We start from the raw sequence: 13,951 nt of genomic DNA, 5'->3' as shown, positions 1-13,951 counted from the left end.
CTTGCAGAAAAGGGCAATCGCCTTAATGAATGGCGATCGCCCGACGCTCGTTTCCCAGAAATCACGGTTCACCTGGCCAATCTGCTGGGTCAAGGGCAATTTCGCAGATCGGCAGCAGCAGGGAAGAGACAGGCGGGAGATCGAGTCGATGCGATCTCCCACTCCCCTAAACCTACGCCAGGTCAAACAGCAGCACTTCCGCATCGCTGACAGCTTGCACCTCCAGCAGCGTTTCGTCGCTGATGGCCGCGCCGTCGCCCGCTTCCAGCGACACTCCGTTGAGGCTGATCTTGCCCTGCGCCACCTGCACCCAGGCATATCGGCCAGGACGCAATTCGAGCGATCGCCCTTCACCAGCCTTCAGCACCGTGGCATACAGTTCCACATCCTGATGAATTTGCACCGCGCCATCGGCCCCCGTGCGGCTGGCAATGCGTCGCCACTGCCCCTGCTTGGCCTCAGGAGGAAACACCTTCTCTTCGTAATTGGGCGTTAATCCTGCTTCCTCTGGCAAAATCCAGATTTGCAGAAAATGCACGCCTTCCGTTTGCGACGGGTTGAACTCGCTGTGGGCAATGCCCGTACCCGCCGTAATTTTTTGCACTTCGCCCGCGCCAATCGTGGCGGCGTTGCCCATGCTGTCTTTGTGCGCCAGCGACCCCGACAGCACGTAGGAAATAATTTCCATGTCGCGGTGCGGATGCGTGCCAAAGCCGCGACCCGGCGCAACCCGGTCTTCGTTGATCACGCGCAGGGCGCGAAAGCCCATGTGGTCAGGATCATAGTAGTTGGCAAAGGAAAACGTATGGTAGCTATCCAGCCAGCCGTGGTTAGCGTGGCCGCGTTCTTCAGACGGACGGACAATAATCATGGAGAGTCTCCTTGAGTGAAAACTAGTGAAAACTTGAGTACAAAGACGGATATGCAGTCGAGTAAGAAAGGCGAAATGGCGGGTTATCGGCGCGATAGGTTGGTAGCGCGGCTCTGCTCCAAGGCCCCATCACGCCGGCCCTCATCACTTCAACCTGGCGTGCGACCCGTCACAGAAGGGTTCATTACCTGTGTGCTTGCAGAGGCAGAGCGCCACTTTCTGGGTTTCGGTTACTTCAAAGGCGAGGGGCGTAAAGTCCGTGCCCTGGTGGGAACCGTCGCAAAACGGCTGCCCTTGCGATCGCCCACAGCGACACCAGTAGTAGGTGCCCGGTTCTAGCTCCATCACCACGGGTTTCGTATCTGCAATCACGGGTTCGCTCATTGGTGTTCTCCCTATATACGAGCTATGTACGAGTTGACCTATGTACGAGTTGACCTATGTACGAGTCAACTGGCGTGCTAGTCGGCGCTCGCGTGTTCTCAAAGTGCTTGCGAAACGTTCGAGCAGACTTGAATCAAAGTGTTGAGTGGTTTAAATCAAAGTCGTACTCGGAACTACTTTGAGTTTATAGTAGATACAATGAGTTTGGGAAGTATGCACTTTTTGGTAAGGTACTTCCCAAAAGGAAACTGTCAGAGGCTGAAGGTATGACTATAAAAGATATCCCTACATTGGAACCTAGTCAGGCAATGTCACTCCACAATGCTGACCCCAAAACCCTTCAACCTGCCCCATCGCCCACCGTTTTGGAGCGCCCAAGCTGCGCGGTAGAAACCACCATCGCCATCATCGGCGGCCGCTGGAAGGTGCTGATCTTGCGGGAACTGCTCGGCGGCGTGAAGCGGTTTAACGAACTGCATCGGTCACTCACGGGCATTACCCAAAAGATGCTGACGCAGCAACTCCGCGAAATGGAAGACGACGGCATCGTGCATCGCGAGGTCTATCAGCAGGTGCCGCCCAAGGTGGAATATTCCCTAACGCCCCTGGGTCAAAGCCTGGAGCCAATCCTGGCAGTCATGCACGAGTGGGGCGAGCGGTATTTGGCAGAGCAAGGAGAGCGGTAGGGTTGGCGATTTTGGATTTTGGATTGGGGACTTTTTGCTGCACAATAAACCGGATGATCGCCCCATGTTTGCCAGTTCCCAGACTCATGGGCGCTAGTTCTCCATCGACCAATTCATAGCGGGTATCAGTGCCATCGCTGTAGGTTAGGTACTCCTCAAAGGTAAGTTTTTGCGTTGCGATCGCCATCAAACTCCCTCCCCGTCACGAGTTCCCATCCAAAGCAGGGCCTTCAGTATTGCTGTATGTATTAGCTCCTACAAAATTGGCAAGCGGGTCAAAGGGAGCATTGGCGAACTAAGGAAGCGGTTTAGCAGAAAAAGCTTGAATGAATTGCAGAATCAGCAGAATCTGACGATTGCTGAGAGGGGCGATCGCCTCTAGGAGTTGCTGACGAGGGGTTGCAGGATTCATGCTCAAAAATTGCAATCTAGCTCTATCCTATCGCCATCCTTCACGATGAATCAGATTCTGGGATGCCAAACTGATCGGGCAATTCGTCTGAGGAAATTTGCAGCACCGCCAGCAGAATCTTGAACTGAGCCGGGGTGAGTTTGGGAATCGATCGTCCCGCCTCCCAGTTGCGGACGGTGGTTTCCGTCACGCCCAGCGCCTCCGCCAACTGTTTTTGGGTCAAAAATCGTTGAACCCGGAGCCTCATTAGGGGCGATCGCGCTGCTTTGTCGGACATTTACGCAAATTAATTGACGGTAAGCGTAATTTGATTTACGCTTTTGGTGGATATCTACAAGGGCAGTCCGACATTAGGAGTTTGCCCCATCTCGATCTTACGAAGTCTTTGACGCTACTAAGCCATTGAGCCGTTGCCTAGGCGCGGCGGCTTTGTGCTGCTCAATTATCCCACCTCTACCGCCATGTCCATGCCGACATCGCCGACTTTGCCATGTCCAATCATCTCAATCCCGACTCTCGCTATCGCACGCGCCTCCATCCTTGGTGCCTCATCCGCTGCTTGCCTCGCGCTCAAACGCTTATCGTCGGCCGCTTTCGCCAGCGCAACGAAGCCGAAGCTCACCGCAACGTCCTGCGACAACTCATCCCTGGCGCAGTGTTTCAGGTGATGTTCGACCCGGCAGTGCCCGATCCCAGCCCTCCCGCACCGCGCCGTGCTTCTACTCCTCCTGCCCCTGCGCCGCCTGAATCCGCTGAATCAAGTCCTGCGTCAGCGGATGGTCAGACAACTCGCCCGCCCGCCCCGCCTGCACTGCCGCGATCAGCAGCCCTACAAAGTTTTGCCAAACGGTTTGAGCGGTGGGATGGTCTTGCCCCAGGCGGCTGAACAAAATCGGTAGCGCCCTCAGATACAACGGTTCCGCCTCACTGTAGCGTCCCATTGCACGATACAACCCCGCCAAATTGTTCAAACTCGTGGCGGTGTCGGGATGGTCTGCGCCGAGCTGCGCTTCGATGATGGCAAGCGATCGCCCATACAACGGTTCCGCCTCACTGTAGCGTCCCATTGATTCATACAAACCCGCCAAATTGTTCAAACTCGTGGCGGTGGAGGGATGGTCTGCGCCCAAGCGATTTTCCACCTGTTCTTTGCATCGCTCTGCCCAGCGCACGCCTTCAGCATACAAGCCCTGTCCACTGTAGAACTTCACCAACCCATTGGCAGGAGAAGGCACCGCCTCATCGCTGACCACCTGCATGTGGTGGTTCACCACTTCCACCAGATGCGGCACCACCGGAGCAAGAGCCAAATAGGTTGCCTGTGCAGCCGTCCAGGGAATCGCTTTGGCAACTTGCACCAGCACCGCGCAGTGGGTTTTCGTCAGGTCGTCGGCATCGGTCGCCTGCTCTCGCTTTGCCGCAAAAAATTCGCGAATCAGGCTGTGCAGTTGATAGCTGCCCTCGCCCACGCGGTTCAGAAGGTTGCGGTTCGCCAGCGTGCCGCAATCGTCTTCCAGGTCTTCGGCCTCGGCTTCAGGCTGCATGGCGGCCACCAGTGCCCACGGAATCGGGGCCAGCGCAAACAGGCTCAGCCGCTCTCCCAGTTGGCGCTGCGCTTCTGTCAAATCATTCCAGCTCAGTTCAAAGGCGGCGGCCACGCTCTCGTGGGTGGCGGTCATCGCCTCTTGGCAAGACAGCGCCCGCGCCGCCAACTTCTGCTGCTCCAGCCGCCGCTGCATCTCTGCCAGCGTCAGGTCTGGCTTGCTGGCCAAATATCGCCCCACCAGTTCCAGCCCCAGCGGCAAATAGCCCAGCCATGCACAGAGCCGCTTTGCGTCTGCAAGCTGTCCATCAATGCGGCTGGCTCCCGCCAAATCTCGCAGCACGTCCAGCGCCGCATCCTCCCCCAGCACGCCCAGCGGCACCCGACGAAAGCTGGCTCCCAGGTCTTGGCGCGTCGTCACCACCACCCGAAAGCGTGGGTCGGTGGGCAGGTAGGGTTTGACCTTCGCTTCGTATTCCGCCACCCGCTGATAGGCCACGTCGTCCACCACCACCAGCACCTCGCCCTCGCGCCAGTGCCGCCAGCAATAGCCCACCTGTGCGGCCAAGTCGTCTAGTCCGTCGGGCAGCGTCAGCCCCAGTTGCGCCTGAAAGTATTGCGTAATCTGTGTGCCGATCTCTTGCTCTCGCGCCCCCAGCCAGCACACGCCACCGGGATACGCGCCCTCCCGCAGCTTGGCCGTGGCATATTGCAGCGCCAGCTCCGTTTTGCCGACACCGCCCATGCCTTGCAGCGCGGTGATGGCGACGCGCTCCGTCTGCTGCAAGGCATCATGCAGCTTCGCCCAGTCGTCCTCTCGCCCGCGAAAGCTTTGGTTAGGGTACTGGGGCAGGTTGCTGGGAATGCCCGTCGGCGGGGGCGGCGGCAGCGGTTCGTTAATAATGATCGTTTTGGCAACATTTGCATTGCCGCCTGTCACCTCAACCTGAATTCCCGTGCCCTGGTCGTGAATGTGCTGGTCGCTCATGGGGAGGATTGCGTCAGGAGTTTGCGGGCGGTTGGGTTTGGTGAATGGTGATATCGCCGATGTAGGCCATGCCGCCTTCGACCTTGGTTTGCCAGCCTTTGGCATGGTCGCCAATGATGTTTTGCGTCATGTGGCTCTGGTCGATTAGCTTGCCGGCGTTGATCTCTTCTGCCAAAAGCCGAATCTCGTTGGCAAACTGCGGATCTTCGTCCATTGCCACCTGAAGATAGGCCGCAATTTGATTCACCTGCTCTGCGGTGATTTTGTGGGTCTTTTCGATCGAGGCTTTCACTTCTTCCACACGCGGCCGTCCGCGCAGCTTGGTCCAGATGCGCTTTAAGAGATCATCCATGCGGGCGATCGCCATTTCCGAAAACTTTTCCGCCAGTTTCCCAGCGCTCGTTTCCATAAACTTTTGGAAGGCAAGAGTGGCGATCGCGCCTGCGGTCAGCGTTGCCGGGTCAACCATTTACCGATCTCCAAAGTCGAAGGGCTGACTCCGTTCTAACCCAAATATTCAAGAGATTCGAGCATTTCTTTTGCAAAAAGCGAATCAAGACCCCGGCGCAGGCTGCTAAGCCAACACCAACGCCCCGCCAAAATCTAAAACCCAAAATCCAAAACCTCTAAGATGGAAACAGGCGGGCGATTCCCGCAGGGAAAGTGCGCCGCACTGCTTGTGCGAACGCTTCGCGAATCGCCCCTTCAGTTCTATCTGGACACACGCCGATGGTCATGACCGCGCAGCAGTTGGCAGACCTGATGCCAGATGCCACCCAAATCGAGAGCGACGAGCCGGAAATAGAAAGTTCGCTGCACTATGCCCAACTGGCGCTGCTGGTGGCGTGTTTGGAGTGGTTGTGGCGCGATCGCACCGATTTCTTTATCGGCGCGAATTTGACGATTTACTTCAGCCGTCAGCAGCTTAAGCATCGAGACTGTCGCGGGCCCGACTTTTTCCTGGTCAAAAAGACGCAGAAGCATCCGCGCAAATCGTGGGTGGTCTGGGAAGAGGACGGCAAATATCCCGACCTGACTATTGAGCTGCTGTCGGAGTCCACGGCTGAGGTCGATCAGACGCTGAAAAAGGAGCTATACCAGGATCGCTTTCGGACGTATGAATATTTCTGGTTTTCGCCCGACACGCTGGAGCTAGAAGGCTTCCGGCTGGTCAACCAGGTGTACGAGGCGATCGCCGCGAATGAAGCAGGATGGCTGTGGAGCGACGGCCTCAGCCTGTATCTGGGCGTAGAAGACGGAAAACTGCGCTATTTTCAGCCCGACGGACAGCGCGTGCCCACGCCCGAAGAAGCTGCATGGCAGGCGCAACACCGCGTCGATCAGCTTGCGGCTCAGATCCAAGCAATGGGCATTGAGCCAGAAGCATAAGGTTGATTCACCCGCTATGAAAGTCCTCCTCCTCGGACTCATCCACTCCTACCGCATCCTGATCTCGCCGCTGTTTCCGCCGAGCTGCCGCTTTCACCCCACCTGCTCGCAATACGGACTGGAGGCGATCGCCCGCTACGGCTCTATCAAAGGCGGCTGGCTAACGGCAAAGCGCATCGCCCGCTGCCACCCCTGGAGCGAAGGCGGCTATGACCCCGTGCCGACGGAAGAAAAGTGACAAATGGAAAAGAGAAGAACGAAGAACGAAAATCGAAAATCGAAAATCGAAAAAAACACCTATTCTTCCCTCTTCGTTCTTTCCCTCTTCCCTCTTCGTTCTTCCCTCTTCCCTCTTCCCTCTTCCTTCTTCGTTCTTCCCTCTTCGTTCTTCCTTCTTCGTTCTTCCCTCTTCCCCCTTCCCTCCTCACTCCCCTGGCGACGGACTCGGTGAGGCGGCGGGAGATGGCTGGAGCCATGCATCGGGCGATCGCCCCGTAGCGGTTTCAAAATCGAGCGAGACGAGAGAAACGGTGAGGTTCTGCGGATTTTCCGGTGCGTCAATCAGGGCGTAGATGGCGCTCTGGTTAAAGTTTTTGTTGCCGAGGGCGAGGGTGTGGGGTTTGCCGTCGGCGGTGGTGAATTCGATCGTGGTGGTGGGCTGGTCGAGTCCGTAGGTGGCGAGGTCGGCCGGGGGAATGGAAAAAGTGCGATCGCTCGTCCCAGTCGCCAGCAAGTTCGCCAAAAACGCTACGGCGGCATCGTTGGCCACGCCTTGCTGGGGCTGCTTCATTTGCCACACGCCATTTTCGTCTTTTTCAAACACCAGCGTTTGATCCGGCTTTTTCACCGTCAGCGACTGGATCTGGCTCTCCTCTATTGCAAACAGCTTTTGCGGAGTGGTTTGTCCTGCCTCTTCGGTGCGAGGGGGCTGCTGCAACGACCATAGGCTGACGCTGCCGAGAATCAGCGCCGCGAATAGGAGCCAGAAGGTGGTGGGTTTGAGCTTCATAGCAAGCAATAGTATTGATTCTCGATTTTGGGTTTGCGATTTTGGGTTTGCGATTTTGGATTGCTAGTCAGGCATTCCCTACCGCCGCCGCCACCACACCCCCACGGCCAGCGCCAGCCCTGCCAGCGGCAAAAAGACCAGCGAAGTGAGGATCAGCCCGACCTGCTGCGAAGGCGAGAACAGTACGCGGCGATTGGTGGGTTCGGCGGCGCGGACGGTGAAGGTGGGGTCGGCTTCCTGACTGAGCCAGCCAATGGCGTTGAGGAAGAGGTCGCGGTTGAGCTGCTGGTCGATCAGGCCGTTGGTGGCAAACGTGGAGTTGCCGATCGCCACCATTCGCGCTTCGTCCTGAACAGGCGGCTCCTCTGCATCGGGCGAGGGGCTGGGGGCGGGCGCGTTTGACAGGCGACGGCTAAAGGCAGCGCCCAGAACGAGATTGCCCTCCGGCGCTTCGGGATCAAGCTGGAGCTGGCCGTCTTCGCCAATCTGCTGCGCCTGGGTGCGAACGTTGGTAAACAGCAGCGGAGTCGTCTCTACGCCCTCGACTTCGCCCAGTTCCAGCGGCCGCGCCAGGGGAAAGAAGGTGATGCCGTTGTTGAGTCCGTCGGTGATGGGGTGCGGGCCATATTCCGTGATGATGGTGACTGCGCCATCGCGGCCGGCGGCGGGGTCTACCAGGATGCGATCGCTAAAGGCAACGCCCCAGCCTTCCAGCAAGCCATCCAGTTCGGGATTGGTCTGCGGATCGACTAGCAGCAGCAGGCCGCCCTTGCGGGTCTGAAAGTCCTTGAGGCGAGAGATTTCTTCTGCCAAAAGCGGCCGCTGGGGGCCAGCCACCACAATCACCGCAGCGTCGGCGGGAATTTCGGCAGTGTTTGCCAGGTTCAGCGGTTCTGCCTGAAAGGTTTCGTCCGTTAGGCTGGTGAGGGCTTGGGCCAGCCCGCCTTGACCGGGGTTCAGTTCTCGCTCGCCGTGCCCTTGTAGGAAGTAGACCTTGGTCTGGCGATCGCTCGTGATCTTCACCAGCGCAGTGGTCAGCCGTCGCTCCGAGAGGCGCTGGGAGGGGCTGATGGTCTGCACCAACTGACGGCGATTCCCAGAGGGATCGCTTCGCGAATCGCCCTTCTCTACATACACTTCGCCAAAGTTCTGCACGCCAAAGCGCTCGGCAAGTCCGGGCTGCACCTGCGGATCGACATATTCATAGGCGAACCCGTCAGGATTTTGGCGGCGATAGTTTTCCAGCAGATCGCGATCGGCAGGATTCGGTGCCAGGTCAAAGATCCACACTTTGACGGGATCTTCCAGCGACTTCACCACTTCCTGCGACTGGGGTGCAAGGGTGAACAGGCGATTTTCCGTCAGGTCTAGGCGCGTGTTGTAGCGCGTCGCCAAAAAGTTTGTGAGCAGGAAAATAGCCAGCACTGCCAGCGTTGCCAGCACCGCATTCGTGCCCGCCTGGGTCGAGCGTTTGCCCCATAGTCCCTGAAATCCGCTGGCCTGCGACCCCAGCCACACCACCAATAGCCCAATGCCCGCGCTCAGCAGCCCAGCGGGTATGGGGCCCCAAGTTCCTGCCACCAGACCTGCCGTTAGCCCCATGAGAATCAGGAACAGGCCGGGCCAGATTAGGTGTTTGAGTTTGAGGTAGGGACGGAGGGGTTTCATGAGAAAAATGAAGAACGAAGAGAGAAGAGGGAAGAGGGAAGAGGGAAGAACGAAGAGGGAAGAGGGAAGAACGAAGAAATAGGTGTTTTTTTTCGCTTTTCGTTTTTCGTTCTTCTTTCTTCTTTTTTCCCTGTCTAGGATTCGCCTTGGGGTACTGGCCCTGGTTGCTTAGGAGCGCTGGAATCGGAGGGCTTCGATGGATTGGGCGGTGAGGAAGATGCCCAGCAGGATGTAGCTGAGGTAGAGGACGAGGCTGCTGGTGTTGAAGATGCCTCGGCTGAGGTCGTTGTAGTGCTTGATTAGCGAGAGGTGGGCGATCGCCTCTCCGGTGGAACCGCCGACCCCGTTGGCGATTAGGTCTGTGACCCAGAGCAGCAGCATCAGCCCAAAGGTCAGCACGGCGGCGAGGATGGTGCTGTCGGTGAGGGAGGAGATGAACATGCCCAGGGACAGCACGGCGGCGGCCATCAGAATCAGTCCCAGATGCCCCATAAACAGCACATTTAGACTGGCGGCGGGGTTGGACGCAATAAACAGGCTGCTCTCATACAGCAAGATGGGCAGCAGCATGGTGATGAAGAAGGTCAACACGCCCAGCAGTTTGCCGACGGCGACGGCCCAGTTGGTAATGGGCGAGGTGGCCAGCAGTTCTAGCGTGCCGCGCTTGCGCTCTTCGGAATAGAGTCCCATCGACAGCATCGGCAGCAAGAACAGCGCCAGGGAACCCAGTAGCCCCAGAAACACGTTCAGGAACTGGTAGGGCACGTCTACGGGTGGGTCGGTGATGCCGGCCTGGTCGCGCTGGGCAACGGCGGCGAGCAATCCCTCTGGGCCAAACAGAATGACCACGAAGAAAAAGCCGCTCAGCAGCCAAAACACAGCGGCGATCGCATAGGCAAAGGGCGAGGCAAAGTAGCTCTGGAGTTCTCGCCGATAAATTGCCAGAATATTGCTCAAAATGACGCGCATCTAGGCTGCTTCCTCCTGAGATGGGGACTGGTTTTGGGGTTCATTGGAAAGACTGGGGTCGGGGTCGGCGGGTGCGTCGGCCATGGTGAGTTCCAAAAACACCTGCTCCAGGTCGGCCTGCACGCGCCGCATTTCGTATAGCCCCAGCCCTGCATTGATGACCGTGGCGGCAATATTGCGGCCGGGGTCGGTTCCTGGATTGGAGATGACGCGCAGTTTGTAGCGGTGGGGCGGCAGCCCTTCGACGGTTAGTGCGGTGACGGACTTTACGCCTGCGAGGTATTGCAGCCGCTCCTGAGCCACCAGCAGTTCGCCCTCCACTTCTAGCTCATAGCCCGCGCCGCCCGCCAGTTCTTCCATCAGGCGATCGGGCGTGTTGGTGGCGACGACGCGGCCGCGGTTGATAATGGCGACGCGGCTACAGGTCATGCTGACTTCCGGCAGAATGTGGGTCGAAAGAATGATGGTGTGGTCGCCGGCCAGACTTTTAATTAGGTTCCGCACGTCGATGATTTGGCGCGGGTCGAGGCCGACGGTCGGTTCGTCCAGCACGATCACGGGCGGGTCGTGGACGATTGCCTGGGCAATGCCGACCCGCTGCCGAAAGCCCTTAGACAGTTTGCGAATCAGGGTGTCGCGCCGTTCCAACAGGTTGCAGCGTTCCAGAGAAGACTGGACTCGTTGGGGGCGATCGCCCGCTGCCACGCCCTTCAGCCGCGCCACAAAATGCAGAAACCCTTCCACCGTCATGTCGGGATAGAGGGGCGGCGTTTCCGGCAAATAGCCAATCCGCTGCCGCACTGCCATCGAGTCTTCATGCACGTCGAACCCGGCTACGGTGGCCGTGCCGCTGGTGGCGGGCAAATATCCGGTCAAAATCCGCATTGTCGTCGTTTTGCCTGCGCCGTTTGGCCCCAAAAAGCCCAGAATCTCCCCCGACTCTACCGAGAACGTCACGTCCGTAATTGCAGGGGTAGAGCCGTAGACTTTGCTGAGGTGTTCGACGGTAATCATGAGGGACTAGTCAGGGTTAAGGGCTAGGTCGTGTTGGCGTAATGGAACGAGCAGGGTTCGAAAAAATCTGCGGTTTAGGGGAGATCTCAATTTCTCTCAATTTCTAGGTGGCGAGGTGGCGCTGTAAACGCAACTGTTGGAGTCTATTTGGAGTTTATGAAGACGCTGGACTGCCAATCTAAAATCACCAATCCAAAATCGAGAATCGACATAGGGGGATCAAAAGCGCTGCGAAACAACATCCCTGACCTCTGAATTCCGCAACTCCCAACAACGGCAAATTGTAGCCAAAATTGCGAATTTTCGATCTGACGGAGATGTGTCAAGCATGTGACGGCGCATCGAATCTTTGCGGTGCGGCTTAGGCTTTGCGACTCATGCTTTGCGGCTCAGGTTCCAATTTCTGACCCTGAGCTTAACCCTTGGCTCAACCTTGAGTTCAGTTTTGACCAACTACGCTCCACCAGACGAGGAGGGCGATCGCCCCCAGTCCGACCTGCTGCGGCAGCAGGTTTTGCAAGGGCTGGCGGGCAATTTTCTGCGTCAGAAAAACGCTGAGGGCAAGGGTGCTGAGCAGCGTCACGCCCTGTAGAAACGCAATCACGGCGGGATGGGCGACGACGACGGGCAGCCCTGCGCCGCTCAGTCCAAACGTGGCGAGGGTAACGGGCACGATGCGGCCGGCTTCGGTCAGTCCCAGATGCAGATAGTGCGCCAGGTTGCAGCCGAGGGTCAGCGGCAAATAGCCGTAGGCCAGTTCGACGAAGGGTTTGGATTTGGGGTTGAAGAGTTTCAGCAGGCTGTGGCAGACGAGGGCGATCGCCCCCGGCAGCACCAGCGCGATCGCCGCCAGTCCGGCATGAAGCGCAAAGGAACCGAGCGGTGCAGCATCATATTGCAGCAGCGTGGCCAGCAGATCACGGTCGCCAAACCCCAGCAGCGTCAGAATCGTCGGCAGCCGATGCAGCACCACCGCCCCCGTCAGCAAAAACAGCAGGCACACCTCCGGCCGCGTGGGCTTGTGGGTGGTCCAAAGTTCAATGCCGGGGGGACGCAGGTTTAGCTCGACGGAGCGGTGTGGGCAAGCCTTCAAGCAGGTCATACACAGCACGCAGTCGCGATTGTCCTGAAGCTGCGCCGGGTGCGAATAAATTGGACAGCCACCGGTTTCCTGGCCTTCGCCCTTTTGGGGCCCGCCCTTATAGCACTGGTAGGTCGTGCAACTGGCAGAGCAAATCCCCTGCTGCGCCCGCAGTTCAATCATCGACAGCTTGGCGAACAGGCCGTTCATGCCGCCAATGGGGCAGAGATAGCGACACCAAAAGCGCCGCTCAAACAGGAACGAAAAAATTACGGCTCCGGCGGTAATCAGCAGCAGCAGGCAGGCAGAGAGATAGGCTGTGTTCTCCAGATGCCACAGTTCTTCCCAGAGCAAAATCAGCGCAAATAGCCCAAACAGAAACCAGCCGCCCCATTTTTCCGCCTCTGGGCGCGACCAGGGCAGCAGCGTGCGTCCCAACACGCTAGTTGAGACTTTTTGCGAAATTTCACCGTAGATCATAAACGGGCACACGGCGCACCACAGCCGTCCTATAAATGGGAAGCCGACTAGCACCAGCGGCCACCACCAGGCCCAAAAGAAATTCAGCGCAAAGTTGCGATCGCGGGTCTGCGGGCCCAGCCAGAGGACGGCGATCACCAGCGGAAAAAACCAGACCGTGAAGCCGTAGTTTATCCGGTCGGGCCACCACGGGCTGCGGAGAAACTGGCGCAGCTTGGGATAGGCGTTGAGCAGGTTGACCCGAAAGCGGCGGGTCTTGCTGCCCGTTGCCCAAAACACCTCTTCCGTCAGCACGGGTGCGCCGCTGGACTGGATGATGGCACGGCCGACCATGCCCTCTAGCTCCGTCAGGTTGCCCGGAAAGTCGTAGCCCTGGAGCCGCCGCAGCGCCTCTGGCGCAACCTTGGGGCGGGCCAAACCGCGCGAGGAACAGTAGAGGCTGATGTAGTAATTTACCTGGGTTTCGAGGTCGGCCTTTCGCACGCGCAGGGGCGGCACTTTGATGGCATGACCCACAAGGCGATCGAGTTCGGGGAGCGATCGCTCTGAGGTGAAGATAATTCGCGCATTCGACTGGCGCGGCTCTGGTTCTGGGTCACCTTCGCGAGCGACGGGTCGGTAGGTTCCCGTTTCCAGCAGTTCCGCCAGCTTGGGCTGGAGCGCCTGGGGCACGTCCTGCACGTTGTTGATCAGCAGCGTGCCATTGCCCAACCAGTTGAGTAAACCGGGCTTGCCATTCACCCGACCAAACAGGTCTGCGCCGCTGGGTTGTAGCATGTCGCCGTTGAGCTTGATCATGGGCTGCTTGCGATCGCCACTGCCAAAGTGGATCAGCGCCGCTGCATTGTCTTTGCCCAGCCCCGGCTCGCCAAAGATCAGGACCGGACGGCGATCGCCCGCTGCTTTTTTGATTGCCTGCCGCAGCCGCACCGCGTAGCGACTCGCACCCACAATACCCCGTCGCACCTTCGGCACCAGGTAGGGACGCAGGGCCGCCTGTCGCTCTTGCTCAAAGACAAGCTGGGAACTCAGTTCCGTCACCTCGTCTGCCAACTGCCGCGACACGGTTCGGTTTAGCTCCGGAAACTGTGCCACCAAGTCGCGGAAGGCTTCGCGGGGCACTATCCAAATTTCGCAATCGCTGAGGGTGATGACGGTATGTTCCGCAGGCGTTTCGAGCAGCAGTTCCTTTAGATACAGCACCGAACCGGGCAGCAGGCTAACGGTGTCTGCCATGCTGTCGGGTCGGGTGCGATAGCGCTCCAGTCGCCCCGATTTCAGAATGTAAAGCGCTTCGGGTTCGGTGTCTTCCAGCACCAGCCGATGGTTTTCGGGAACGCGGATCTCGCGCACCTGCTGGGCGATCGCCCTCACCGCTGCTTCCGATAGCTCCCCAAATTGGGTCTGCTGCTGTATCCACTGCACCCGCTCAGCAATTTGCATGGGCTAACCTCATT

Annotated in this window: 13 protein-coding genes and 1 pseudogene; 3 read left to right on the top strand and 11 right to left on the bottom strand. The window is 58.3% G+C overall.

Features of this window, described 5'->3' with window-relative positions:
• Window positions 1–172: 172 nt before the first annotated feature.
• Together IGS16_RS14610 and IGS16_RS14605 are read right to left on the bottom strand one after the other, a co-directional pair.
• Entirely contained in the window at window positions 173–871 is a 699-nt protein-coding gene (locus tag IGS16_RS14610; RefSeq protein WP_297086626.1) for a pirin family protein, read from the bottom strand.
• Between the two features lie 144 nt (window positions 872–1,015).
• Entirely contained in the window at window positions 1,016–1,255 is a 240-nt protein-coding gene (locus tag IGS16_RS14605; RefSeq protein ID WP_297086624.1) for a CDGSH iron-sulfur domain-containing protein, read from the bottom strand.
• A gap of 308 nt (window positions 1,256–1,563) precedes the next feature.
• On the opposite strand from IGS16_RS14605, the gene IGS16_RS14600 reads away from it, so the two are divergent.
• Window positions 1,564–1,941: a helix-turn-helix domain-containing protein gene (locus IGS16_RS14600; protein ID WP_297086621.1), complete on the top strand. Its 378-nt coding sequence runs from the start codon at window positions 1,564–1,566 to the stop codon at window positions 1,939–1,941.
• A 37-nt stretch (window positions 1,942–1,978) separates the two neighbouring features.
• Here the strand turns inward: IGS16_RS14600 and IGS16_RS22365 are convergent.
• The 4 genes and pseudogenes from IGS16_RS22365 to IGS16_RS14580 form a co-directional block, all read right to left on the bottom strand.
• Window positions 1,979–2,128, bottom strand: a pseudogene (locus tag IGS16_RS22365) (Uma2 family endonuclease); the annotation flags it as partial.
• A gap of 265 nt (window positions 2,129–2,393) precedes the next feature.
• Window positions 2,394–2,630 (bottom strand): helix-turn-helix transcriptional regulator, encoded by a 237-nt coding sequence (locus IGS16_RS14590; RefSeq protein WP_297086617.1) that lies wholly within the window; start codon window positions 2,628–2,630, stop codon window positions 2,394–2,396.
• Window positions 2,631–3,072: 442 nt separating this feature from the next.
• Complete coding sequence (locus IGS16_RS14585) at window positions 3,073–4,884, bottom strand: tetratricopeptide repeat protein (protein WP_297086615.1); 1,812 nt, start codon at window positions 4,882–4,884, stop codon at window positions 3,073–3,075.
• 13 nt (window positions 4,885–4,897) lie between these two features.
• The gene (locus tag IGS16_RS14580; RefSeq protein ID WP_297086613.1) at window positions 4,898–5,353 is read right to left on the bottom strand and encodes a hypothetical protein; all 456 of its coding nucleotides are present in this window, start codon (window positions 5,351–5,353) and stop codon (window positions 4,898–4,900) included.
• Window positions 5,354–5,613: 260 nt separating this feature from the next.
• Here IGS16_RS14580 and IGS16_RS14575 point away from each other — a divergent pair, with 260 nt between their 5' ends.
• Together IGS16_RS14575 and yidD are read left to right on the top strand one after the other, a co-directional pair.
• Entirely contained in the window at window positions 5,614–6,273 is a 660-nt protein-coding gene (locus IGS16_RS14575; RefSeq protein ID WP_297086612.1) for a Uma2 family endonuclease, read from the top strand.
• A gap of 16 nt (window positions 6,274–6,289) precedes the next feature.
• The gene (gene yidD, locus IGS16_RS14570) at window positions 6,290–6,511 is read left to right on the top strand and encodes a membrane protein insertion efficiency factor YidD (protein ID WP_297086610.1); all 222 of its coding nucleotides are present in this window, start codon (window positions 6,290–6,292) and stop codon (window positions 6,509–6,511) included.
• A gap of 186 nt (window positions 6,512–6,697) precedes the next feature.
• Here yidD and IGS16_RS14565 read toward each other — a convergent pair whose 3' ends face one another.
• The 5 genes from IGS16_RS14565 to IGS16_RS14545 all read right to left on the bottom strand — a co-directional run bounded on the left by IGS16_RS14565 (window position 6,698) and on the right by IGS16_RS14545 (window position 13,937).
• The gene (locus IGS16_RS14565) at window positions 6,698–7,282 is read right to left on the bottom strand and encodes a DUF4340 domain-containing protein (RefSeq protein WP_297086608.1); all 585 of its coding nucleotides are present in this window, start codon (window positions 7,280–7,282) and stop codon (window positions 6,698–6,700) included.
• 78 nt (window positions 7,283–7,360) lie between these two features.
• Window positions 7,361–8,950: a Gldg family protein gene (locus IGS16_RS14560; RefSeq protein ID WP_297086606.1), complete on the bottom strand. Its 1,590-nt coding sequence runs from the start codon at window positions 8,948–8,950 to the stop codon at window positions 7,361–7,363.
• A gap of 168 nt (window positions 8,951–9,118) precedes the next feature.
• A complete protein-coding gene (locus IGS16_RS14555) occupies window positions 9,119–9,919 on the bottom strand; it encodes an ABC transporter permease (protein ID WP_297086604.1) in 801 nt (266 codons plus the stop codon).
• Window positions 9,920–10,933 carry an ABC transporter ATP-binding protein gene (locus tag IGS16_RS14550; RefSeq protein WP_297086602.1) on the bottom strand — a complete coding sequence of 338 codons (1,014 nt, stop codon included), beginning with the start codon at window positions 10,931–10,933 and terminating at the stop codon, window positions 9,920–9,922.
• A gap of 439 nt (window positions 10,934–11,372) precedes the next feature.
• Window positions 11,373–13,937, bottom strand: a complete 2,565-nt coding sequence (locus IGS16_RS14545) for a sigma 54-interacting transcriptional regulator (protein ID WP_297086600.1) — start codon at window positions 13,935–13,937, stop codon at window positions 11,373–11,375.
• Window positions 13,938–13,951: the final 14 nt, after the last annotated feature.

Origin of the sequence: Thermoleptolyngbya sp. C42_A2020_037 (assembly GCF_015272455.1) — a bacterium.
Classification (GTDB): Bacteria; Cyanobacteriota; Cyanobacteriia; order Elainellales; family Elainellaceae; genus Thermoleptolyngbya.
Note: the sequence above shows the minus strand (reverse complement) of the source record. Positions and strands in the feature narration are given on the sequence as shown.

Excerpts from the sequence above, each read along its gene's own strand:
- IGS16_RS14610 (WP_297086626.1), bottom strand. The coding sequence starts at position 871 with ATGATTATTGTCCGTCCGTCTGAAGAACGCGGCCACGCTAACCACGGC.
- IGS16_RS14605 (WP_297086624.1), bottom strand. The coding sequence starts at position 1,255 with ATGAGCGAACCCGTGATTGCAGATACGAAACCCGTGGTGATGGAGCTA.
- IGS16_RS14600 (WP_297086621.1), top strand. The coding sequence starts at position 1,564 with ATGTCACTCCACAATGCTGACCCCAAAACCCTTCAACCTGCCCCATCG.
- IGS16_RS14590 (WP_297086617.1), bottom strand. The coding sequence starts at position 2,630 with ATGTCCGACAAAGCAGCGCGATCGCCCCTAATGAGGCTCCGGGTTCAA.
- IGS16_RS14585 (WP_297086615.1), bottom strand. The coding sequence starts at position 4,884 with ATGAGCGACCAGCACATTCACGACCAGGGCACGGGAATTCAGGTTGAG.
- IGS16_RS14580 (WP_297086613.1), bottom strand. The coding sequence starts at position 5,353 with ATGGTTGACCCGGCAACGCTGACCGCAGGCGCGATCGCCACTCTTGCC.
- IGS16_RS14575 (WP_297086612.1), top strand. The coding sequence starts at position 5,614 with ATGGTCATGACCGCGCAGCAGTTGGCAGACCTGATGCCAGATGCCACC.
- yidD (WP_297086610.1), top strand. The coding sequence starts at position 6,290 with ATGAAAGTCCTCCTCCTCGGACTCATCCACTCCTACCGCATCCTGATC.
- IGS16_RS14565 (WP_297086608.1), bottom strand. The coding sequence starts at position 7,282 with ATGAAGCTCAAACCCACCACCTTCTGGCTCCTATTCGCGGCGCTGATT.
- IGS16_RS14560 (WP_297086606.1), bottom strand. The coding sequence starts at position 8,950 with ATGAAACCCCTCCGTCCCTACCTCAAACTCAAACACCTAATCTGGCCC.
- IGS16_RS14555 (WP_297086604.1), bottom strand. The coding sequence starts at position 9,919 with ATGCGCGTCATTTTGAGCAATATTCTGGCAATTTATCGGCGAGAACTC.
- IGS16_RS14550 (WP_297086602.1), bottom strand. The coding sequence starts at position 10,933 with ATGATTACCGTCGAACACCTCAGCAAAGTCTACGGCTCTACCCCTGCA.
- IGS16_RS14545 (WP_297086600.1), bottom strand. The coding sequence starts at position 13,937 with ATGCAAATTGCTGAGCGGGTGCAGTGGATACAGCAGCAGACCCAATTT.